The sequence below is a fragment of the Yoonia maritima genome (genome assembly GCF_003003285.1).
Taxonomy (GTDB): Bacteria; Pseudomonadota; Alphaproteobacteria; order Rhodobacterales; family Rhodobacteraceae; genus Yoonia; species Yoonia maritima.
The window spans coordinates 1-23420 of sequence record NZ_PVTP01000011.1; the positions used below are offsets into that span (position 1 = coordinate 1).

The 23420-nt window shown below is 51.6% G+C and carries 22 protein-coding genes; 15 read left to right on the forward strand and 7 right to left on the reverse strand.

Going from position 1 to position 23420, the window contains the following annotated elements:
• Positions 1-577: 577 nt before the first annotated feature.
• Complete coding sequence (locus CLV80_RS14370) at positions 578-4813, forward strand: ExeM/NucH family extracellular endonuclease (protein ID WP_106358634.1); 4236 nt, start codon at positions 578-580, stop codon at positions 4811-4813.
• A gap of 48 nt (positions 4814-4861) precedes the next feature.
• Here the strand turns inward: CLV80_RS14370 and CLV80_RS14375 are convergent, their stop codons facing one another.
• The 3 genes from CLV80_RS14375 to CLV80_RS14385 all read right to left on the reverse strand — a co-directional run bounded on the left by CLV80_RS14375 (position 4862) and on the right by CLV80_RS14385 (position 8269).
• Positions 4862-6304 carry a heme biosynthesis protein HemY gene (locus tag CLV80_RS14375; protein ID WP_106358635.1) on the reverse strand — a complete coding sequence of 481 codons (1443 nt, stop codon included), beginning with the start codon at positions 6302-6304 and terminating at the stop codon, positions 4862-4864.
• 11 nt (positions 6305-6315) lie between these two features.
• Entirely contained in the window at positions 6316-7470 is a 1155-nt protein-coding gene (locus CLV80_RS14380; RefSeq protein WP_106358636.1) for a COG4223 family protein, read from the reverse strand.
• Between the two features lie 91 nt (positions 7471-7561).
• Complete coding sequence (locus tag CLV80_RS14385) at positions 7562-8269, reverse strand: uroporphyrinogen-III synthase (protein ID WP_106358757.1); 708 nt, start codon at positions 8267-8269, stop codon at positions 7562-7564.
• A 69-nt stretch (positions 8270-8338) separates the two neighbouring features.
• Between CLV80_RS14385 and tsaD the strand changes: the two genes are divergently transcribed.
• Genes tsaD through CLV80_RS14410 form a run of 5 tightly spaced genes read left to right on the forward strand, consistent with a single transcriptional unit; the run spans position 8339 to position 11509 of the window.
• Positions 8339-9415, forward strand: coding sequence for a tRNA (adenosine(37)-N6)-threonylcarbamoyltransferase complex transferase subunit TsaD (tsaD, locus tag CLV80_RS14390; protein ID WP_106358637.1), 1077 nt, complete (start codon positions 8339-8341; stop codon positions 9413-9415).
• Entirely contained in the window at positions 9412-10374 is a 963-nt protein-coding gene (locus CLV80_RS14395; RefSeq protein ID WP_106358638.1) for an NAD(P)H-dependent glycerol-3-phosphate dehydrogenase, read from the forward strand. Before tsaD ends, CLV80_RS14395 begins: the two co-directional genes overlap by 4 nt.
• Entirely contained in the window at positions 10375-10647 is a 273-nt protein-coding gene (locus CLV80_RS14400) for a YciI family protein (protein ID WP_106358639.1), read from the forward strand.
• Positions 10647-11066, forward strand: coding sequence for an EVE domain-containing protein (locus CLV80_RS14405; protein ID WP_106358640.1), 420 nt, complete (start codon positions 10647-10649; stop codon positions 11064-11066). Before CLV80_RS14400 ends, CLV80_RS14405 begins: the two co-directional genes overlap by 1 nt.
• Positions 11067-11113: 47 nt before the next feature.
• The gene (locus CLV80_RS14410) at positions 11114-11509 is read left to right on the forward strand and encodes a DUF1761 domain-containing protein (protein ID WP_106358641.1); all 396 of its coding nucleotides are present in this window, start codon (positions 11114-11116) and stop codon (positions 11507-11509) included.
• 214 nt (positions 11510-11723) lie between these two features.
• Here CLV80_RS14410 and CLV80_RS14415 read toward each other — a convergent pair whose 3' ends face one another.
• The 3 genes from CLV80_RS14415 to ahcY all read right to left on the reverse strand — a co-directional run bounded on the left by CLV80_RS14415 (position 11724) and on the right by ahcY (position 14361).
• Positions 11724-12065 (reverse strand): DUF2853 family protein, encoded by a 342-nt coding sequence (locus tag CLV80_RS14415; protein ID WP_106358642.1) that lies wholly within the window; start codon positions 12063-12065, stop codon positions 11724-11726.
• A 127-nt stretch (positions 12066-12192) separates the two neighbouring features.
• Positions 12193-12966 (reverse strand): extensin-like domain-containing protein, encoded by a 774-nt coding sequence (locus CLV80_RS14420; RefSeq protein ID WP_106358643.1) that lies wholly within the window; start codon positions 12964-12966, stop codon positions 12193-12195.
• A gap of 6 nt (positions 12967-12972) precedes the next feature.
• A complete protein-coding gene (gene ahcY, locus CLV80_RS14425; RefSeq protein WP_106358758.1) occupies positions 12973-14361 on the reverse strand; it encodes an adenosylhomocysteinase in 1389 nt (462 codons plus the stop codon).
• Between the two features lie 110 nt (positions 14362-14471).
• Between ahcY and CLV80_RS14430 the strand changes: the two genes are divergently transcribed.
• Positions 14472-15062 carry an HD domain-containing protein gene (locus CLV80_RS14430; RefSeq protein WP_106358644.1) on the forward strand — a complete coding sequence of 197 codons (591 nt, stop codon included), beginning with the start codon at positions 14472-14474 and terminating at the stop codon, positions 15060-15062.
• Entirely contained in the window at positions 15059-15550 is a 492-nt protein-coding gene (locus CLV80_RS14435; protein WP_106358645.1) for a GNAT family N-acetyltransferase, read from the forward strand. Before CLV80_RS14430 ends, CLV80_RS14435 begins: the two co-directional genes overlap by 4 nt.
• On the opposite strand, the gene CLV80_RS14440 is transcribed toward CLV80_RS14435, so the two are convergent.
• Positions 15547-16881 (reverse strand): polysaccharide biosynthesis/export family protein, encoded by a 1335-nt coding sequence (locus CLV80_RS14440; protein ID WP_106358646.1) that lies wholly within the window; start codon positions 16879-16881, stop codon positions 15547-15549. The two genes, CLV80_RS14435 and CLV80_RS14440, sit on opposite strands and share 4 nt — an antisense overlap.
• 165 nt (positions 16882-17046) lie before the next feature.
• Here CLV80_RS14440 and CLV80_RS14445 point away from each other — a divergent pair, with 165 nt between their 5' ends.
• The 7 genes from CLV80_RS14445 (at position 17047) to hpf (ending at position 23392) form a co-directional block, all read left to right on the forward strand.
• Positions 17047-19083, forward strand: coding sequence for a putative bifunctional diguanylate cyclase/phosphodiesterase (locus CLV80_RS14445; RefSeq protein WP_243394584.1), 2037 nt, complete (start codon positions 17047-17049; stop codon positions 19081-19083).
• 54 nt (positions 19084-19137) lie between these two features.
• Positions 19138-19749: a ribonuclease D gene (locus CLV80_RS14450; protein WP_106358648.1), complete on the forward strand. Its 612-nt coding sequence runs from the start codon at positions 19138-19140 to the stop codon at positions 19747-19749.
• Positions 19749-20717 (forward strand): KpsF/GutQ family sugar-phosphate isomerase, encoded by a 969-nt coding sequence (locus tag CLV80_RS14455; protein WP_106358649.1) that lies wholly within the window; start codon positions 19749-19751, stop codon positions 20715-20717. Before CLV80_RS14450 ends, CLV80_RS14455 begins: the two co-directional genes overlap by 1 nt.
• A 41-nt stretch (positions 20718-20758) precedes the next feature.
• Positions 20759-21319, forward strand: a complete 561-nt coding sequence (locus CLV80_RS14460; RefSeq protein ID WP_243394585.1) for a hypothetical protein — start codon at positions 20759-20761, stop codon at positions 21317-21319.
• A gap of 29 nt (positions 21320-21348) precedes the next feature.
• Entirely contained in the window at positions 21349-21834 is a 486-nt protein-coding gene (locus CLV80_RS14465; RefSeq protein ID WP_243394586.1) for an LptA/OstA family protein, read from the forward strand.
• Positions 21834-22583, forward strand: a complete 750-nt coding sequence (gene lptB / locus CLV80_RS14470; RefSeq protein ID WP_106358651.1) for an LPS export ABC transporter ATP-binding protein — start codon at positions 21834-21836, stop codon at positions 22581-22583. The genes CLV80_RS14465 and lptB overlap by 1 nt, the downstream gene beginning before the upstream one ends.
• Before the next feature lie 233 nt (positions 22584-22816).
• Positions 22817-23392, forward strand: a complete 576-nt coding sequence (gene hpf, locus CLV80_RS14475) for a ribosome hibernation-promoting factor, HPF/YfiA family (protein WP_106358760.1) — start codon at positions 22817-22819, stop codon at positions 23390-23392.
• The last annotated feature ends 28 nt before the right edge of the window (positions 23393-23420 follow it).

Consider the following 23420-nt stretch of genomic DNA (forward strand, 5'->3'; position numbering starts at 1 on the left):
CTTTCTCATCTTCCACTCCTCGGTGGCTACGATGAGCAACAAACACTCTCTTAGCAAATTGCACTATTTGAACCCATAAGCGCTGACGTCAGACAGGGGTGTAATTTCAAGAACACCTGCCAAACCAGTATATTCAATTTTCAAAAACTTCGCCTTCTCAAAATTGCGCAAGTTGTCATACATCTACACGCCAAAGGCAGATGAATTACCCCATAAATGACGTTTCGAAAAAACATTAATTAACCAAATAATAGTATGAGGAATACTCATAAATCTTAACATTTATAATTCAATATAATAAATGTAGAATTTTGAATTTAAGGTAACTTTTATTAACTTCATTGCGATATGATCGCTTTAATTTTCTCTCAACCCAATACAATTGATGCACAGTGCTCAAAAAATGAACTTCAGGGCACAGGCGCCCATGGGGTCTTTCGACTCAGTGTTATCGATATTGCCAATATCGCCCTTTGGTTGTCTTAAATTTTACATTTCCCGCAAAAGTTTTTCATGCAAGTGTTACTGAAACGTGCAAATCAAGGCTAAGCTGCAAACCAACGTTGGGGATAGACAGATGTATCATTGGAATTTCAACAAGTCGTCGCACAACCGTACCGAACATCGCTCAAATTTCGAAATAGGGAGTCGTGGTGATGACTTACTGAATGGTACTGCTGGCACAGATTTTATATTCGGGCTTTCAGGAAATGATATTATTCACGCTTCCTCAGGTTTCGACTTTATCAATGGCGGGCGCGGCTTTGATACGGTGACATTCCAAGGTTCGATTTTGGATGCTGACATTGCCTTACTTGGCAACCCTTGGAACTGGATGAGAAGCACAACAGCGTTAGTCACCACCTATGATGCAAACGGTGATTTCGCTGGGGTTTCAGCCATAAAAAATGTCGAGGCGCTATATTTCGAGGAAGATGATTACACGCTCTATCTTGATGGCCGCAACAACGCGGCCTTAGCAAGCGACGATACAACAAACGCAATCGAGAACACCGCAACAGTTTTAAATACCGATGAGCTGTTGGCCAACGATACCGATTTTGACGGTGATGAAATCACGGTTGTTTCCGTTGATGTGACTTCTACCCTTGGTGCTGAAATCTCTTTTCAAGGTGGCGAAATCGTCTATCTGCCTGGCACTACGTTTGATGCGCTTGCCCAAGGCGAAGTTGTGACAGATATGTTCACTTACACCGTCGACGATGGTTTTGGCGGATCAGATATAGCCACCGTGACTGTAACTGTGACCGGTACCAACGACGCGCCGGTTCTTGTGGTCGACGATGCTGCTATTTCAATGGACGAAGGCGTGATTGGCTTGGCCGCAGGCATCAACGCGCAAGATGCTGATGCAGGCGGTAACTTAACGTATGACCTGTCCGGTGACGATGCCGCGCTGTTCACCATTAATGCGGATACAGGCGAAATCTCTTTTGCGTCGAGCCCTGATTTTGAAGCACCGGCGGATGCGAACGCCGACAATGTCTATGAAATCACCATTACAGTAACAGATGAATTTGGTGCAGCAGATAGTGCCGATCTGTCAGTTTCCATCAACGATATTTGGGACCCTATTGCGTTGACCCAAGGGTTCGAAACCGAAGCAACCGGTGGATTTTATACCGCCACTGATACCGATGGATCAGTGCTTGCCGATGGTGCCGAAGTTGACCTTGTGAATAACGGACAGGCGACCGTTGATAGCACCGCTGCATCTGAAGGCTTGCTCGGCTTTGACTTGTCTTGGGTAAATACGCGCGATGGTAGCGGCATTTCTGATGGCGATTACATTGGCGTAACGGATTTCACAGGTGATGTTTCACAGTTTTCCGAAGGGGCGCAGGGCTATGAAATGCAAGACGCTGACGGTTTGCTGCGCTTGACCTTTGACACTGTGGACCTGTCCGCGCGGGCGGATTCGACAGTGGTAAAAATATCATTGGATGCGTTTGTGAATGACACAGGATGGGAAGCCGACGATTTAGTAAGCATCTATGTGGAAACGAACCTAGGTACGGTGATGCTTCTCGATACGACAGGCGCAGACATCGATGATCTTGATATCGAAGGTATTTGGCAAAACCTAAGCGTGACCCTTGGGGCCGATGTCACAGAAGCGACCTTGGTTGTTGAGCTAGACAGTAATTCAAGCGCGGAAAACCTTTATATCGATAACGTTGCGATCCAAGAGGTGTTCTATATCGGTCAAAGCTTTGAGACCGAGGCAACCGGTGGCAAATATGAATTTGCGGCCGCAGATGGCACTACTGTTGGCATTGGCGAAATCGTTGATTTGATCAATGTCGACGGTCTTGCCACCGTGGATAGTACTGACGCGTCCATTGGGCAGCTTGGATATGATCTTAGCTGGGTTAACACGCGCGGCGACACTGGGATATCGGACGCCGATTATATCGGGGTTCAGAGTTTCGCAGGCGTTGTGGGTGAGTATACAGACGGCGTTCAGGGGTATGAATTATCTGATGCAGATGGCCTGTTAGTAATGACATTTGATGAAATTGACCTATCCGCCGTGGGCGAAGTTACACTGTCGCTTGATACTTTCGTCCAAGCCACCGGATGGGAGGCTGACGATCTAATTAACATATATGTCGTCACGGATCAGGGCACGGTTGCACTGTTAGATAGCACAGGCCAAGATATCGATGACATGGGCGTCGAAGGTGCTTGGATGACACTATCGACCACCTTGGGCGACGACATAGACACCGCACAGCTCGTCGTAGAATTCGACAGCAATTCCGCCTCCGAAGCGATCTTTTTTGACAATGTGATTGCAACATCAGACCCAGAAACACCTTCGGTCGATCCTGAACCAGAGCTCATGCTCATCTCGGCTATACAAGGCGAAGGTGATGCGTCCGATTACGATGGCGAAACTGCAACCGTTTCCGCAGTGGTTACTCTTGTGACCGATGACGGCTTTTACCTTCAGGAAGAAGACGCCGATAGCGATGGAAATGCGCTCACTTCTGAAGGAATCTTTGTTTATACGGCTGGCGCATATGCGGTATCGGTCGCTGATTTGGTGCAGGTCACCGGGACGGTCACAGAGTTCTTCGGGCTGACCGAAATCACATCGGTAACATCTCTTGAAGTGACATATTCAAATGCAGATTTACCAGCGCTCACGACTGTTACGCTATCGCCTGACGTTGCCCCTAACTACGAGGCGCTTGAAGGTATGCTGCTGTCAGTCGAAACTGGCACAGACGATGCCCTAACAGTGACCGAAAACTTTAACCTTGATCGGTACGGGCAAATTTCCATCGCGGCGGGCGTTCAAACACAGCCGACCCAAATTTACGATGCACAAACGCAAGCAGATGAGATCGCCGCGCTTACTGAAGCCAACGAAAATGCCAGCCTGCTGCTGGATGATGGATCGTCGACCGAGAACCCAACCGAATTTGGGTATCTGTCAGGCGGTGCGGGTGATGATGGCGACGGTGTATTAGATAGCGGCGATGATTTTTCTGACACAGGAACGACTGTGCGGCTTGGCGCAGAGATTGCAGATTCTGTTGATGGTGTTTTGACGTTTTCGTATGATGAATGGACATTAAACGTCACCGACACGATTGAGTTCGTCGAAGACACCAATTCTGGCGCGCGCGAAGAAACACCAGCCGATGTTGGTGGCACGCTTCAGGTCGCGTCTTACAATGTGTTGAATTTCTTCACGACATTCTCGGGTGGGACGGGACCAGACGGCGGTCTAAGTCCACGCGGCGCCGACAATCAGGATGAGTTCGACCGCCAATCATCCAAAATCGCTGAAGGGATCATTGGAACAGGCGCAGAAGTCGTCGCCCTACAAGAGATTGAAAACAACGGCACCGAGACAATCGGAACCCTTGTCGATATCCTAAATGCAGAAGGCACTGATGCAACCTACGCCTACGTCGATCCAACGGGCACAGGCGATTTCGTAGGAACAGATGCGATCACGACAGGCATCATTTATGATAGCTCTGCGGTGACTTTGGTCTATTCCGATTACATCGTGTTCGACGAAACCTCGGCTGACGCGACATACGGAATTGCGTCTTCACTTGGCGGGCTTATTGGCGAAGAATTCAATGACTACCAGCGCAACCGCCCATCTGTTGCAGCAACATTCACCGATAACGAAAGCGGCGAAACCTTTACGGTGGTTTCTTCGCACTTCAAATCCAAAGGCGATAGCGATCTGCAAGACGTTGCAGATGCTGCCGAGGCGTGGCTGGCAAATAGCGCCAATGCAGGATCGGCCGATTATGCTCAGGTCACAAGTCTGCTGGCTGACCTCTACGCCGACCCCAACTTTGACCAGGGTGACGGTCAGGGGTTCTGGAATGCTGTGCGGCTAGACGGTGCTGTTGAGCTCGCCGATTGGGTCGCTAACGACTACAACGGTGGCGTCACGAACTATCTGCTGTTGGGCGATATGAACTCCTATGCTGAAGAAGACGCCGTGCAGTACCTTGATGACGACGCTGGGCTAACCGATCTGATCGACACATTTATCGGTCAAGACGAAGCGTATTCATATGTATTCAATGGGCAGCAAGGGACGCTCGACCAGGGCCTGGGTGATAACGAAATCGCTGACAATGTGACTGGCGTTACTGAATGGCACATCAACGCCGACGAGCCTGATTTGATCGGGTACGATACCGATTACAACGATCCAGGTTTCTATAACGAAGGGGTCTACGCATCATCTGATCATGACCCGCTTATCATCGGGCTGGATTTCACGACAACTGATGACCTGCTCGCAGCCTAAGACGAAACGATGACAGGCGCGCTAATCCAGCGCGCCTGTAGCAGAGACTCATTTCTCTGGTTCAACAACATCAGCATCAGTGATCGCGATTTCAGTAGGAAGCTCTTGCGGCGCATCCTGCCCCACGATCAGTGGAAGCATCTCTGTGCCAGAAGGCATTGCGACCTCTTCGGTTGGTGCGTTTTTCCAAGAAAGCGTATCGAACGAACCGCAGTTGCCGCACGTCGGTGCCCATTTCGGATGGATATGCTGGCAATTGTCGCAAATCCACTGTGGGCCACGTGGCGCAGTAAGGGCACGGGTCAACCAACCACGAACGACAGAATCCTCGGCACCTTCGCCCCGCTCAATTGCAGCCATCAACGTTAGGCTACGGGCTGTAGGCTCTTTGTCATTCAGGTCGCCCAACGCACGTTTAGCAGCGGGAAAATCTTCTGCGGCGATATGAAGCTCGGCCAGCAACATCTTTGTTTCTGGATGCTCGGCAGTAGATTTGGTCAATGTACGGAACCGCTTAATACGCTGCTCTGGATTTTCATCTGGCACGATTTCAGCAAATGCAGTGGCGATATCGGGATGCGGCTGTGCGTTCCATGTTTTTGTAAGAACCCGTGTCGCATAACGCGCATTTCCATCGGAAATATAGCTGCGTGCAGCCATGATCGCCGCAGGTATCAAATCAGGAGACAGACGGTTGGCCTCAACTGCGGCTTCGCGCGCCTCAATCGTTTTACCTCCATCCAAAATTTCACGCGCTTCAGACAATGCGAGCACCGCATCGCGACGCTTGTGCACGTCACGCGGTAAGTAACCCGCCTTTAGTTTTGCACCCAGTGTCTGACGTGCCCCAGCCCAGTCTGCCTTATCAGCCTGAAGGCGCAGTAACACATCCTGTGTTTCTTCGTGCTTTGGCTTCAAAGCGAATGCTTTTTGCGCCAATGCAAAAGCGGTTTCCGTATCACCTTCGGACAGTTTTTGTTTCATGATACCACGCACACCAACAAACCGGGTCCGATCATCTTGGAGCAGTTTCTTGTATGTTTCTTCGGCCTTACGACGGTCGCCTGTCATCTCCGCAGCTTGCGCAGTCAGCAGGTTCGTTAACTGTGGCTGCTTAAGATACTTATCCGCGCGGGTGGCTTTGGTCATCGCAAGATGGCCTTCACCAGAAGCAAGCGCCATCATGCCTTCGGACAGCGCCTCATATCCTTTACGTTCACGGTTCCGATCAAAGTACCGCGAAATAGCGGTTTCGTCGCCGTTCAAAAACTTAAACGCCGCAACCAAAAACACGAGGAATTTAAGCCCCAGCCAAACTGTAACGGCGAGCGCCACCAGCGCAAACACCATTTCCAGCGTGCTAAGCGTGATTTCCTTTCCAGCGACGCCGATTGTGGCACCGCCTTCGACGTCCATCAACATCGTTGCCCCAAAGGTCAGCGCAGTGACGGCAACAACAAAAGCAATAATTTTTATCAAGGACCAGAGCATACAAATCGCCTTTAGTTGTCACTGAGTGAGGTTGAAAGCATATCGACAGCAGCCAGCGCATCTGCGCGTGACTCGGCAAGGGTTAACCATTCTGACATTTCAGCACGAGCGACTTCAGGTAAACCGCTAATTTCGGCCAAAGCATCCGACAGCCGCCCACTATTCAGCGCTGATTCAGCCCGCGACAAGATTGCATCAGCGTCGTTTCCTTCGCGCGGGGCAGTAGACCGCAAATCAAATTGGTCGCGCAAGAACGCACTAAAACCACTTACATCTTCGCCGGACACACCTTCATTACGGGCTGTCGCCAACGCGGCACGTGCAACATCGGCATAACCTTCGCGTAGATTTTGCATTGTTGGCACGCCATCCTGAACCGCAATCAACGCTTCTGGCGTGGGTTCACCAATTGCATCTTCCAGATCACCCAAGGCTGCCCCAATCGGCGCACCGCTTTCCAGCGCAGTTTGAACACGGGCCAATGCTGCACGCGCGGCCGCATTTCGCGCGGCTGCGGCTGCGTTTTCTTCGATCGCTGCTGCTTCGGCACGGGCGGTATCCAAGCGGGTTTCTGCAACTTCGGTCATATCAGCAAGCTGCGCACGTAGCGCATCAAGCTCTGCCTGATATGCAGTGGTCGAAAGACCACCACCAGAACCACTAGGTGTATTCTCCAAAATTGCGGTGCGCTCTTCCAAGTCTGCCAACGTCGCACGTAACTCTGTCTCAAGCATAACGATATGGCTGGACAAATCATCTTGCGCATTCTCAATGCCAACAGCGTTGACGTCGCCCATTGCTGCAACCTGCCGGTTTAGGCTTTGGATCGCGCTTGCTTGGGTCGCTACTTGGTTCGACAGTGCAGTGTCGGCAGTTGGCATTGTCAGCGATGCAACTGCAAACCCAATCCCACCAGCAATAACACCACCAAGCAACAAGGGCAGAAATCCACTGCTGCTGCTCTCCTTTGCCATTGCTGGCGCTGGTTCATCGACAATCGGGTCCGGCACAACTTGCGATGCAGCTTCGGCTTCGGGCGTTTGCACGTCGGGGGCAAGAGGTACATCTGACGGGTAAACTTCAGCAGGAATCGAGTCGATCAGCGGATTCACCGCTTCGGCGGAATTAGATGGTACCTTACGGCCCGTTGCTGGCTGTGTTGCCACGTTTTAACCCTTTCTCAGATTCATCCACTGTTTGCGTGAAGAACCTAAATACACTAGCGCGGCAATGCCGGACGCTCAACCGTCGGCTTAGCTATGAAACATTATTAAGCAGGGCATCAAGACGCGCAAACGTTGCCCCAATCATCGAATGGCCAGTTGGCTGCAAGGCGACGGCGATGGTTTGCGCATCAACCGTGCCTGTTGCCTTTTTTACAACGTTACTCATTACCACTAGGTGTAGAGGCGCAACAAACGGCCTCTGCCTACTAAATATGGTAGCTGTACGCGGGGAAAATAGGGGTAATACCACAGGAAATTCCCCCTTGAGCACTGATAATGCGTCACTGTTTAGTGGCAAATCGTGCTGATCGTAGGCAACAACATCATCGCATGGCAGGCCGGCTTCAGTCAGCGTTCTCGCTATGTATCCGCGCGCGTGCACCCCCCTGATATGCGCCAATGGGCCGCAGGGTGCCTGTTTTTGGATCACATCACATAGCGCCTTAGCATCGCCGGGCCCCGTTATCGCACGAAACCCGGCTTTCGTTGCGCAAGCCGCCGTTCGCGGGCCGACACACCACGCAGTAATACCTGCGGGTAATTTAACAGCATTCACAGCGTGAACAGACGTAAATATCACCCCTGACAGATGTGCTAAATCGACATTCACAGGGACTGGAACGATTTCAATCAAAGGCGATTGAATAATTTTAACACGATCGCCAAACCGATCACGGATATGACGCGCGAACTCTTCTCCCTGCTGCGCGGGTCTTGTCACGATCAGGGTCGGCGTCATCTGCTCACCATTGTTTGGACGGTTGTGCAATGTTACCTGCCTAGAACACACACGCAACCGAGTTACACCATGACACTGACCATTCTAGGAATCGAAAGCAGCTGCGATGATACGGCCGCCGCCGTCGTACGCGACAACGAGGTGCTATCGTCCGTGGTCTATGGCCAAACCGATTTGCACGCTGACTTTGGCGGGGTCGTCCCCGAGATTGCAGCACGCGCACATGCCGAAAAGCTGGACCACTGTATCGAAGAAGCAATGCAAAATGCGGGTCTAACATTGGGTGATTTGGATGGAATCGCTGTAACGGCGGGCCCCGGCCTGATCGGCGGAGTTCTGTCCGGGGTGATGTGTGCAAAGGGTATTTCTGCCGCGACTGGCCTGCCCTTGATCGGTGTAAATCACCTAGCCGGGCACGCACTGACGCCCCGCCTGACCGATCAAATACCCTACCCTTATTTGATGCTGCTGGTTTCAGGCGGTCATTGCCAATTTTTGATTGTCGAGGCGCATGATAAATATCAACGGATCGGCGGGACTATCGACGACGCCCCCGGCGAGGCGTTTGATAAAACCGCGCGTATCCTTGGCCTTCCACAGCCCGGTGGCCCATCCGTCGAACAAGCGGCGAAATCAGGTGATCCGAAAAGGTTCAAAATGCCACGGCCCCTATTGAACCAGCCCGGCTGCGATATGTCGTTCTCTGGCCTTAAAACCGCAATTCTTCGCGCCCGCGATAGCGTGGTCGCAGAAAAGGACGGGCTAACTGTCCAAGATCAAGCCGATTTATGCGCTGGCTTTCAGGCTGCAGTCACCGATGTGCTAACCGAAAAGACACGGCGTGCGATGCAGCTTTATCTTGACCTGAACCCAGCAAAACGCAGCTTTGCGATTGCAGGCGGCGTTGCTGCAAATGGTACGATCCGCGACGGATTAATGCAGCTTTGCGCCGAATTAGAGACTGATTTTGTCGCTCCGCCACTACGCTTGTGCACCGATAACGCCGCGATGATCGCCTATGCTGGGATCGAAATGATGCGAGCAGGGCATCGCGATGATCTTACCTTGTCTGCAAGACCAAGATGGCCGCTTGACCAACGGGCCACTCCCATGCTCGGATCGGGAAAAAAGGGAGCAAAAGCATGAAGATCGGGATCGCAGGCGGCGGGGCATTTGGAACCGCGCTGGGGGTGGCGCTGGCGCTTGACGGCAATGAAATCTCGCTGTGGGCACGCAATCCGGACGCGGTTGCCACAATGCAAAATGACCGCGCCAATCCTAAACTACCCGGTGTGACGCTGCCCAAAAATATTACGTTTTCAGCTGAATTAGAGTCTATTTTTGTTTGCGACACCATCCTTTTGGCTATCCCTGCGCAAACATTGCCAGCGTTCTTGAACGCACATGTTGAGCGACTGAAAGGCAAGTATCTTGTTGCTTGTTGCAAGGGCATCGACCTTAAGCGGATGACCGGTCCAGCAAGCACGATCAGGGATTTGGTGCCTGATGCGACTGCTGCAATGTTAACTGGCCCCAGCTTTGCCGCAGATATTGCGCGCGGCCTGCCCACTGCACTGACGCTTGCCTGTGCCGACGATGCAGATGGCGGGATCCTTCAGACAGCTCTTTCGACGACATCGCTTCGTATCTATCGAACGACCGATACAATAGGCGCAGAGCTGGGCGGCGCATTGAAGAATGTGATGGCGATTGCGTCAGGTGTCGCCATTGGCGCTGGCCTTGGAGAAAGCGCACGCGCTGCGCTGATTACGCGCGGCTTTCCTGAAATGCAGCGATTGGCGACTGAACTTGGCGGTCAAGCTGAAACCCTGTCAGGGCTGTCCGGCTTTGGTGACCTCGTGTTGACCTGCACGTCTGAACAGTCGCGAAACTTCCGATATGGTCTAGCGCTTGGGCGTGGTGAAAGCTTTGACAGCGAAACAACCGTCGAAGGGGCGGCAACCGCCCGCGCCGTGCGTCAGCTTGCGACTGATCTGGACATTGATATGCCAATCTGCACAGTCGTGGCAGATTTAACAGAAAACAAAACTGACGTGATGAGCGCGCTAAACGCGTTGCTTTCGCGCCCACTAAAGGAAGAATAAATGCGCTTTGCCCTGATCACCACCGACAAACCCGGCGCGCTGCAAACCCGCAAAGACAACCGCGATGCCCATTTGGCATATATTGCGGAAACCGGTGTGGTCGAAATGGCGGGGCCGTTCTTGGACGACAACGATCAAATGTGCGGATCGATGATCGTACTAGAGGTTGCCGACATGGCAGCAGCGCAGGCTTGGGCCGATAATGACCCATATGCAAAGGCGGGCCTATTTAGCGACGTTCGTATTCAAGCTTGGAAAAAGGTGGTGGGCTAATGGCACATTGGTTGTTCAAATCCGAACCTGACGTTTGGGGTTGGGACAAACAGGTCGCTAAAGGCGACGCAGGCGAAGAATGGGACGGTGTGCGCAACTATCAGGCGCGCAACAACATGCGTGCAATGAAGCTGGGTGACCGCGGGTTCTTTTACCATTCACGCACCGGGCTTGAGATTGTCGGCATCGTCGAAGTCTGTGCCGAAGCACATCAAGACAGCACCACCGATGACGAACGCTGGGATTGCGTTGATATCAAAGCCGTGCGCCCATTCATCAAACCCGTCACTCTCGAACAAATCAAAGCGGATGATCGCCTGACCGAGATGGCCCTCGTGAAAAGCTCGCGCTTATCGGTACAGCCAGTCACTGATGAAGAATGGGAAATCGTCTGCGCAATGGGCGAAACAAAACCCTAGCCCGAAATGTAATTCCCACTCATAATTAACAAAAATGGGAGGAAATCATGGGCTATATTTCTGTTTTGGTCGCCGCGGCAGCGGGGTTTGCGTTTGGCGCGGCTTGGTACATGACGCTTGCAAAACCTTGGATGCAGGCCGCTGGCATCAAAATGACTGCTGACGGCAAACCAGATGGCGACGGAAGCCCGCTACCGTTTGTGCTTTCGGCAATTGCTATGGTTCTTGTAGCGGGCATGATGCGGCATATCTTTGCGCTTTCTGACATCGAAACGCTTGGTAAAGGGCTGACATCCGGGTTGGGCGTTGGACTATTTTTTATCAGCCCTTGGATCATGATTAACAATGCCTACGCAGGTCGCCCTTTTAAGCTAACGCTAATTGACGGCGGCTACGCGACCTTTGGGTGTGGCATAATCGGGCTTGTCCTGACGCTATTCTGAAAAAGAGGGTTCAGACACAATCCGAACCCTCTTTTCACCCCGCGTGCTCCTAAGCCACCACACGCATATGAATCTTTAAGTCCGGACCTACTGGTCCTGATCGCAATCTAGCGTCATTCGTTCATCTAGGACAAACGAATAGAATTTCGCATTTAATTAAAACGCGAAACGCCCGCGAAAACTGCGGGCGTCTTACCGTCAATACATCACAGCTTTAGCCGTAAATAGATTCTTTTTTGAAGTGCTTTGTCAGCATGTAATAAACGACAGCGCGGTATTTGTTACGCTCTGATTTGCCATATGTTTCCAGAACAGAGTCGATTGCGGAATCAAGGTCGGCGCTATCTTTGAGACCAAGTTTCTTGATCAGGAAGTTGTTTTTTACAGTCGCAATCTCGTCAGGTTGGCTGGATGCGACAGTTGAAGCGTCAGCGTTATAGATCGCGGGCCCACAACCGATGGTCACTTTAGTCAGCAGATCCATGTCTGGTGTCATGCCGCACTTGTTTTTCAGGTCGTCCGCGTACTTTGCGATCAAATCGTCTCTTTTACCCATGAGATTGTCCCCAGTGTTGGTGTCATTATCTAGTCGACGCCGCATGTTTGCGCAGCGTTGGGTGCACGTTAAAGGGGCAAGTTACATTTCGTAAAGAAAAAAGCCTGAAGGCGGCGATGTTTCGCCTTTACCGACACAACCCCCACCCGCGTGATTGCAGGTGGAAATGGTCTGCGTGCAGCGCATTGTAGTCTGGTGAAAGCGTCAGCTTAAAGAACTGACATCCGCCATCCCGGGCTCGACGCAAGAACCGTGCGTCGGGGGTATCACCTGTCCAATCGTCGATCAAATTTAGCCTGCGACCATCAGCAAGCCGGAAGCCGCTGATATCAATTGCTGCAGCGGTGGCGTGAGTGCTCATTCTTGTCGTTTCCCCCCTGCCGGTCCGCATCGCCCGGCAGTTATAGCTGCCGATATGGTTAATTTTCTGAACGGGCGCGCCCAAAAGCGCCATCGCTGCTGGCTGCAAACTATGCCGTTCCCACATGGCAAGGCGCAACGCGATGGGGCAACTGGTTTCGACTGCATCAATAGATGCGTCACCGACACCTGAAACCTCTACACGATTTCGGATATGGCACTGATCCGTGTGCTCAAAGTCAGGCATCGCAGTGATTGAGCTGTATTCCTCCAGCACGCGAAGGCACACAGCGGGTTCCGATGCTGCCTGCAACAGTTTCCATTGCGTTAATGGCGTTAGCGGGTCTGATATTTTCAGCGGGTGAACAGGGTTCCAACTGGACGGCAACGGCGTGTTCGGATGCATCAGTAATTGATAACCGCCGAACCCCAGCATCCCCATAAACAGCAACGCGGCCGCCCCTCGTAACAAGGGGTGACCGCGTTTTTTCGTTTCTTTTGCGACCTGCTGCGCCTTTGCTTGACGTATGCTGTGTCGCATGACCGGTTAGTAGCGGTAGTGTTCTGGCTTGAACGGGCCTTCGACGGTAACGCCGATATAGTCGGCCTGCTCTTTCTTCAGCTCGGTCAGTTTCACACCGATCCGATCAAGGTGCAGACGAGCAACTTTTTCGTCCAGATGCTTGGGCAGGATAAACACGCCGGGCGCATATTCGTCGCCTTTGGTCCAAATTTCGATCTGCGCCAGTACTTGGTTCGTGAACGAAGCAGACATCACAAATGATGGGTGACCAGTCGCGTTACCAAGGTTCAGCAAACGACCTTCAGAAAGCAGGATCAAACGGCTGCCAGAAGGCATCTCGATCATATCGACCTGCTCTTTGATGTTCGTCCACTTGTGATTCTTGAGCGCCGCAACCTGAATTTCGTTGTCAAAGTGACCGATGTTACCAACGATCGCCATATCCTTCATCTCGCGCATGTGCTCGATACGGATGACGTCTTTGTTGCCAGTGGTGGTGATAAAGACGTCAGCGCTGTCGACAACATCCTCAAGCACAACAACTTCGAAACCGTCCATTGCCGCCTGAAGCGCGCAGATTGGGTCGACTTCGGTTACTTTGACGCGGGCACCGGCACCGGCCAATGACGCTGCAGAGCCTTTACCAACATCGCCGTAACCACAAACGACAGCGACTTTACCTGCCAACATGGTGTCAGTTGCGCGACGGATACCGTCGACCAGCGATTCCTTACAGCCGTATTTGTTGTCGAACTTTGACTTCGTGACAGAGTCGTTCACGTTGATCGCAGGGAAAGGCAGCTGGCCTTTCTTGTGCAGATCATAAAGGCGGTGAACACCTGTTGTTGTTTCTTCAGAAACGCCTTTGATGGCTTCACGTGTTTTCGTGAACCAACCGGGCGATTCCGCCATCCGCTTTTTGATCTGGTTAAAGATCGCTTCTTCTTCTTCAGATGTCGGGACAGACAAAACGTCTTCGCCAGCTTCAGCGCGCGCACCCAAAAGGATGTAAAGCGTTGCGTCGCCGCCATCATCAAGGATCATGTTAGCGCCTTCCGGGAACTGGAAGGAACGGTCAAGATAATCCCAGTGCTCAACCAGTGACTGACCTTTGATCGCAAAGACAGGCGTACCACCCGCAGCGATTGCCGCAGCAGCGTGGTCTTGGGTTGAAAAGATGTTGCAAGACGCCCAGCGCACATCAGCGCCCAGTGCGACCAGCGTTTCGATCAAAACCGCAGTCTGGATCGTCATATGCAGCGAACCAACGATCCGTGAACCGGCGAGCGGCTTGCTATCACCGTATTCTGCACGCAGCGCCATCAGGCCCGGCATTTCAGTTTCAGCGATATCCAGTTCTTTACGACCAAACGCGGCGAGGTCGATATCTTTTACAACATAATCTTGCGACATCATTCATTCTCCTAAGAAGGTTGAGGGCCAATACCACTGCAAGCACCTTGCCACAATCCAAAGCCACGTATTATCCAGTTCATTCAGTCGTTAATTAAGGCGGATTTATTATGAAGCAACCACGCGCATGGCAACGGATGCTATCAGGACGAAGATTAGACCTGCTGGATCCCACTCCAGTAGATATTGAAATCGAAGACATTGCACACGGTTTGGCTTTTGTGGCGCGTTGGAATGGGCAAACTCGTGGCGATTTCGCCTATTCAGTTGCCGAACACTCGCTGCTTGTGACCGAGATATTCAAACTTCAACAGCCCAGCGCACCCGTGAAATGGCAGCTTGCCGCCCTGCTTCATGACGCGCCCGAGTACGTGATCGGCGATATGATCAGCCCGGTCAAAGCCGCCGTCGGCCCCGATTACGAAGCCTTAGATACCCGGCTAACTGCCGCAATCCATATCAGGTTCGGACTACCCGCGCAGATCCCCGCAACGGTAAAGCGGCAAATAAAAAAGGCCGACAAGCTATCCGCGTGGTTAGAGGCTGTTCAAATCGCTGGTTTCACCGAGGCCGAAGCGAACAAGTTCTTCGGCAAACAAGACCCAATGCTGACCGAGAAGCTAACGATCCGATTACGCGCTCCGATCGAGGTGCGCGACGAATTCACAAAGCGACATCAACAACTAATGGATGCCTTATGATTATTCGCACAGCGGCCCACGCAGATGCCGCAGACATGACAGCGCTGCTGAACAAAATCATCACACTTGGTGGCTCTACGGCGCACCAAACGCCGTTCGGCGTGGCGCAAATGCAATCCCACTACATCGCGCCTTCGGCATTGATTAGTTGCCAAGTCGCAGAAGACGCTGGGGCCGTCATCGGCTTTCAATGGCTAGGTTGGGCGGTGGACCCAGACGACCCGATGCCCGCGGACTGGGGAATTATAGCAAGCTTTGTTTCACCGGACGCCGCAGGAAAGGGCGTCGGCCAGCACCTGTTCCGTGCAACCAAAGCAGCGGCGTTGGAAGCTGGAACAAAGGTAATAGATGCCACAATCCGCGCCGATAACGTGGCGGGGCTGCGGTACTATTCGGGACTTGGATTTCAGGACTATGACCGGCTTCGCAATATTCCACTACGCGATGGTACCCCGGTAGACCGCATACGCAAACGCTTTGATCTTTAGTTCACGGCCAGACCTGCGCCGCTGGTAATCAAGGATGGCACAATCTGCTGAATCACACGATGCCACCGTGTCACTGGTTGTTCTGCAATGAAAATGATGTCGTTAGGCAGCATAGTCATGCGCGTTGCCAGCACAAGATTTGCTGCATTACGTCCATCGAGCTGCCACGCAGTGATTTGACCGTTTTCGTCGCCACGCAGCACATAGATTTGAGATGAATTAGCAGTTTTATTAGAAAACCCACCCTTCGCGTATAATGCATCAGCAAGCGAAGCGTAGCTTTCGAACGGCAAAGCAAATCGTCCTGGCTCGCTTATCTCTCCTGTTAGGTAAACATAGTCGCGCGGCACGGCATCCAACACCGCCCTATCCTGAAAATTGGTGCGTTGTTCGGTAAGAGTAGCGCGCTGCAAATCCATTTCAGCAGTTAACGCCGCCAGAGCCTGCACTCGCGCCTGCTGTCGCCACTGTGTCAGCGCTATCTGTTTTTCGAAATACGCGTGCGCTTGCTCCAGTTCAAACGTGACATCTACGAAAATGCTGTCCCCCGCGACAAGCCGCAGTTTTTGAAGTCCCGGATCGTCTAAGTATTGCGCAAATGGGATCTGATACAGCGTGTCATCACGATACATTCGGATCGAAACATAATCTCGATCAGCAACCACAATGCCACCAGCACGGGTCAGCGCCTCGTCCAAATAAAGTGGAGTAAGATCCATCGCGATCACGACAGGCGCGTTTACTGCGCCCCCCAAAGACACGCTTGCAGCGTTAAATTGGGTAATGTCGAAACTAAATTTGGGGTTTATCTGCGCGGAAATCAGGCTTTGGAATAACGCTGCTTCTGCCTGATCAACCGTCAGCCCACCGATAATCACACTGCCAACATCAGGTATCGTTATCCCCCCGTCGTCGCGCACAGTATATTCTTGGACGTGCGTTTGGGTTGCCACACCACCAGCCAAATTTTCCGATATGCGATGCGGATCCTGTGTTTGGATCGACACGACATCACCTACCCCGATCAAATATGGGCCAGGATCAACTGCGGGCGGTATACTTGTTTTCATCGGTGGAACCACTGGTGGGCTGCCCAGATCTGGCAGCGGACCAACACCTAAAGCATTGCCCGACACACGAGCATTTTGGGTGAAATAATCGGGAAGGCGACGAGGCGTGTAATCAGTCTGATTGGCACTAACCAAGCTTTCCCCGGTAAGCTGGCGCACCAATACGTTGTCATTTTGATCAGCAACCCGCGGCGACACATAGATAGCACCACACCCCTGCAATATCAGGGCTATCCCAAACAGCACATGACACGGCTGCATGATCAATCGAAGTAATTGAATTTTCTCATTCCTACCGACGCCCCAAGCCCCAGAATGAACGAATAATGGTTAACGATTACTTAATAAGAGCAAAGCGATTACACCTAACCTTACCTTAAGCAATCGAGTCCATTTTGCTTCAAGTTGTCCCGCAGGATTCGATTAATGCAGCTTATAAGACCCATAGCGTTACGCCTTAGCAAAATGTTTACTCAGCGCCGCCCAGAACGGCTCTGGGTTCATTCTTGTGTCGCCTTGCTAACCATCCTTTGTCTACTCGCCGCGACCCAATCCATCAACCGGGCCATCATCGACAAACAAATGGTCGCCGCCACAGGAATACGTGCATCCCATACGCAAATCATGTACGCGCATGAAATTATCTTAATCGCCGACAAACTGGCGATCAGTGATCAATCTGATATTTCCCACCTTAACGAAGCAATAGCGCAATTCGAAAATAGCTATGATACCTTGATCGCAGACCAGCGTTGGCTCAGGTCATTTGATGCTGCAAATTCGGTCAGTATCATGGTGCAGCGTTTTACAGATACCGCCAAGCGCCTTGATCAGGCGACACCTGAACAACGTCGCAATTTAGCACAGCAACTTAACGAACTATACGTCGAACAAGGACTGCAAACTCACCTCACTGCAGCGACCACACTTATGGAACAACAGGCGCATAACGATACCAAGCGTCTGTCATCGTTACAGCGCGCAATATTAATTTTTTCAGCGATCGCACTTCTTGCTGAGGCTGGGTTTGTCTTTTTACCAACCCACCTCGCCGTTCAGTCCACTATTCAGCAGCTACAACGCCAAACAGCGACATTACGAGATTCACGGTCGCAGCTTCAGCAAGTAAATTCTAAATTAGAACAGCTTGCACACCAAGATCCTCTAACCGGTCTACCCAATCGTGCCCATTTGGCGGCATACTTGGAAAAGATGAGTAAGCGGAAAAGAACCAAAGAGTTATCGATACTGTTTATTGGCCTCGATAACTTTAAGTCTGTCAACAACTCTGCTGGACATGATTGTGGTGACGGTTTGCTGATCGCCGTTGGCCAAGCATTACAAAGCTGCATTGACGAAGACCACATGGTTGCTCGCGTTGGCGGCGACGAATTCGTTGTCGTCACTGACGAACCCGCAAAAGAGTTGATCGGGCGAATACGTGCTTCTGTCACCGACCCATTCGACGTCAAAGGGCGCCGTATCGCGATTAATGTCAGCATTGGGTATCTTGAATTCAATTCAAAAGACGCCGACCCAATGGAGGTCATCGCAAATGCCGCCGTTGCACTGCATTCCGCCAAAAGCTTGGGCGAAAACAGCACACAGCTTTTTACCCAATCGTTGCGTGTGGACGCGAATAACCTTCAGTTGCTTCAAACAGAAATTGATGACGCGATAAAGCGCGGCGAAATCGAACCGTGGTTCCAACCTCAAATTCGGTTGTGTGATGGGCGGCTTCATGGCGTTGAAGTGTTGGCGCGCTGGCGGCATCCGACCCGCGGGCTGCTTACGCCCGATCGTTTCATACCCGCGGCTGAACGCGCTGGGCTTATCATCGACATGGATCACACGATTTGGCGTTCGGCTATGGCCCATGCCGTTCTATGGCAAAAAGAAGATCTTTGGCGTCCATGCATTTCATTGAATGCCGCGCCAGATACAATTTCGGACCCCTACCTCATTGAACGTTTCTTACTTGAATTGCAGCGGTCAGGTCTTGGCGTGGATCAAGTCAACATCGAAGTCTTGGAAACGACGTTAATCAATGGCGCGGACGACATGGCCGCGATCAACATAGATAGCTTATCTGAATGTGGCATCGGGCTCGAATTAGACGACTTTGGGACTGGCTACGCTTCGCTCTCAAAACTTACCCAATTACCGTTAAATGGGATTAAGCTTGATCGTTCGCTTGTCGCTCCGCTGCCTGATGCTGCCGCCGACAGTGTAATTCGCGCTATCTTAGCGCTGGCAAGTGAACTTGGCCTAAGTGTCGTTGCAGAAGGAGTCGAAGAAGACGTTCAGGCACAACATCTAAATGATCGCGGTTGCGCTATTGCTCAGGGGTACGGCTATGCCAAACCAATGCCAGCAGCTGAGTTTCGAACTTGGCTTGAAAAACACGCGAAAACCACCCTACGCATCCCAGCACCTGACACACAATTTATCCAGCACACTTGAGGATTAGGCCGCCACAACGTATTTGAGAGAAGAGATAGTTCAAAGGACATATCATTGGCCAATCATCTTTATCAGAATGACTTGCCAGACGGCCTGGACCTCGGACCCATTATAGCAATCGATTGCGAGACAATGGGACTTAATCCTCAGCGCGATCGGTTGTGCCTGATTCAAATGTCTAGCGGCGATGGTGAATGCCATCTGGTCCAACTCACGAAAGGACAAACACGCGCACCAAATTTATGCGCCATGCTAGAAGACCCAAATGTGCTAAAGCTGTTCCACTTTGGTCGTTTTGATATTGCGGCGCTTTATAATGCCTTTGGTACACTAACCGCCCCCGTTTACTGCACAAAAATCGCTTCAAAATTGGTCCGCACATATACTGACCGACATAGGCTTCGAACATTGCTGCAAGATTTGGTCGGCACCGATATTTCAAAGCACCAACAGCAAAGCGACTGGGGCGCCGAAAAGCTTACAGATGCGCAGCTAAACTATGCGGCATCTGATGTTTTGCATCTGCATAAACTCAAATCTGCGCTTGATGCCATGTTGGACCGCGAAGGCCGCACCGAAATCGCGCAGTCTTGTTTTGATTTTCTGCCCACGCGCGCCAAACTAGATCTTGCTGGTTGGTCTGACGTCGACATTTTTTCGCACTAATGGCAGATCCAAATAAATTCCTAAGCACTGGCCGGCGCGTTATCCGCGAGGAAGCGACTGCGTTGGAGCAATTGGCAGACGGTCTTGATGACAGTTTTGCAATGGCGGTTGATCTTTTACTTGGGGTCAAAGGGCGCGCCATCGTGTCTGGCATGGGTAAATCTGGGCATATCGCGCGAAAAATTGCGGCTACCTTTGCAAGTACAGGCACGCCTGCACATTTTGTCCATCCAGCCGAAGCGAGCCACGGCGATCTTGGCATGATGACATCAGGAGATGTTGTCTTAGTTTTATCGAATTCCGGTGAAACACCCGAATTAGCTGACCTCGTGACCTACACCCGCCGTTTTGGAATTCCGATGATCGGCGTCGCCAGCCGCTCAAACAGCACGCTGCTGCAACAAGCCGATGTCAGCATCACACTACCGCAACTTGGCGAAGCATGTGGATCAGGCGTTGTTCCAACCACATCGACGACCATGACTCTTGCGCTTGGTGACGCGCTCGCGGTTGCGCTGATGGAGCATAGAAATTTCACCCCCGAAAACTTTCGCGAATTTCACCCGGGCGGCAAATTGGGTGCTCAATTAGCCAAAGTTTCTGACCTGATGCACGTTGGTCAAACCGTCCCGGTCGTTTCATTCAACACACCGATGACTGACACCTTGTTAATCATTAGCCAAAAGGGATTTGGCGTGGTCGGTGTGGTTGACGAAAACCAAACGCTCATTGGCATTGTCACCGATGGCGACCTACGGCGGCATATGTCAGGTTTACTTGATCATAGCGCTGGTGAGATCATGACAACAAACCCAACCGTCATTTCATCGCAATCACTGGCGGCAGAGGCATTGGCCATTATGAATAACCGCAAAATTACTTGCCTATTCGCCGCCGACCAAAGCAACCCAGATAAAATTGCAGGGATATTGCACATCCATGACTGCCTTCGTGCGGGGGTCGTTTAATAATGGGTGGGCGAGACAACACTTATTCTAGAATTGTAGGATTGGCCAAAATTGTGCTGCCAATTGGTGCTCTCGCGCTGCTGTCCACGTTGTTTATGTTTGCCCGTGATCCAAACGAGCCTGCAGATATTGATCTTACGGAAGTTGCAGAGATTGCGCGCGAGCAGCGATTATCTTCTCCAAGGTTCTCAGGGGTTACCGACGATGGTGCCGTTTTATCGATTGCCGCACGCAGCGCGCACCCAAGCCTAACAAACCCCGACACGGTCACGATCGATAGCATTCAGATGCGAATGGACAATCCCGGCGGCAGCTCGATCGAAGTAACAGCAACGAATGGCGAACTGGATGGACCTGCACGGATCGCACGGTTTTTAGGGCTCGCGCGGCTTGAAACCTCGACCGGATACGAGATGGAGACAAATGGTCTTATCGCTGAACTTGATAGCGGGGTCGTTACATCAGATGGGTTGCTCGAAATACATGCCCCGTTCGGCGAATTGACTGCAGGAAAAGTCACGTTTCAGGTTTCCTCTGATCATGTTGGACAGCAGATGCTATTCACCAATGGCGTCAAACTGATATACAAACCGCAAGAGTGATCGCCGCATTAGCAAAGGAACTCAGCCAAGTGTTCAAGAATATCGCCATATTGTCGGCCATCATGTTTTCCATTGGCAGCGCGTCTTATGCTCAAACTAATATTAATTTGGGCGGCATGGCCGTCGATACGGCAGCCGCAATCGAAGTTTCGTCAGATAGTCTTGCCGTCGATCAAGACAGTGGCAAAGCAACATTCACCGGCAACGTTATTATTGGCCAAGGTGATCTGCGCCTGTCAGCGGCCCAAGTTGAGGTCGTTTATGCTGCGGAAAACAGTGAAATCGCCCAGCTCATTGCGACCGGCGGCGTAACGTTTGTCACTGCAACAGAAGCCGCGGAAGCGCTAAGCGCTAACTATGATATCACGACAGGGCTTTTGACACTGACGGGTGACGTGCTGTTAACACAAGGCGCAAGCGCGATTTCAGCGCAAACTATGGTGGTCAATGTGTCAACCGGCACTGCCTCAATGGAAGGTCGTGTGCGCACCGTTCTTCAGCAAGGCGGCAACTAATGGATGGCTCAACGCTAAACTCCGATATCGGGTTACATATCGTTAACTTGCGTAAAAGCTATCGCAAGCGCCCAGTTATCCGTGATGTAACAATCGATTTAGGCCGCGGAGAGGTTGTCGCGCTGCTCGGCCCTAATGGTTCTGGCAAGACAACATGCTTTTATTCTATCGCTGGCCTTGTGGCCCCCGAAGGTGGCAAAGTCATCATTGACGGGCGCGAGGTAACGACGCTTCCGATGTATCGCCGCGCTCAGCTTGGCATCGGGTATCTCCCCCAAGAGATGTCGATCTTTCGTGGTATGAATGTCGAAGACAACATCATGTCGATCCTAGAAATCGCCGTGAAAGACCGCCATCGTCGACGCGAACGGCTGGAAGAATTGCTATCAGAGTTTTCGATAGAACATCTGCGTCGTGCATCGGCAATGGCCCTTTCTGGTGGTGAACGGCGCCGTGTTGAAATCGCGCGCTGTCTTGCGGCGGGGCCAAAATATGTGCTGCTTGATGAACCCTTTGCAGGTGTCGACCCAATCGCCGTTGGCGAAATCCGGCACTTGGTCGCTGACCTGAAAAATCGTGGGATTGGTGTTCTCATCACAGATCACAACGTCCAAGAAACGCTTCAGATTGTAGACCGTGCCTATATTCTACACGATGGAACAGTTTTGATGCACGGCACCACCGCCGAAGTGATCGCAGACGAAAATGTCCGGCGCGTGTATCTGGGCGACAGCTTTCGCGTAAACTGATTCTTTGCCGACTTTAGCCACTGCAATATTGACAAAATCCCATTTTCGTCGCCAACTGTAGTAGATGACTGACCAAACTTCTTTTCCCGCAACCTCGCCGGCTTTTGTGCTGGGTTTAGGGAATAAGATTAACAAATTTGGGGTGTTATCGTTTTCCATAGATTAGGCGTGCGATGCTGCACCGCGTTGGCGGTGACGTATTGGATGTCTGCAACCACAAGATAGGAGAAACGATGCGGTATCAAATCAGCGGTAAGCAAATCGACATTGGCGAAGCACTGCAGACACATGTGAAATCAGAACTCTCGGATATTTTGAATAAATATGCGGGGCGCCCGACCGAGGCATACGTCGTTTTCTCTAAATCTGGTCACGAATATGTCTGCGAATCCGTTGTGCATCTTTCAACTGGGCTTACGGCGCAAGCCACTGGCAAAGCGACTGAAATCTACGCAGCTCTTGATAGCAGCGCCGCGAAAATGGACAAACAGCTACGTCGTTACAAGCGACGGTTGAAGGATCACCACTCTGATCGGTCGCAACCGGTTGAACTTTCTGATGCTGGGTCCTATATCCTCGCACCAACAGATGAGTCAGATGAGGCCGAGCAAGACACTGTAAACGCGATGATCGTCGCAGAGATGGAAACCAAAATTCCATCACTCTCGGTTGGTGAAGCGGTGATGCAAATGGAAATTGCAAGTGCTCCGGTACTGGTTTTCCGCAACGAGAAACACAACGGAATTAATGTCGTCTATCGACGTGACGACGGAAATATTGGCTGGATTGACCCCAAAACGCAGGGTTAAGCCCCAGCGAAATTGGTGAGAGAAACGG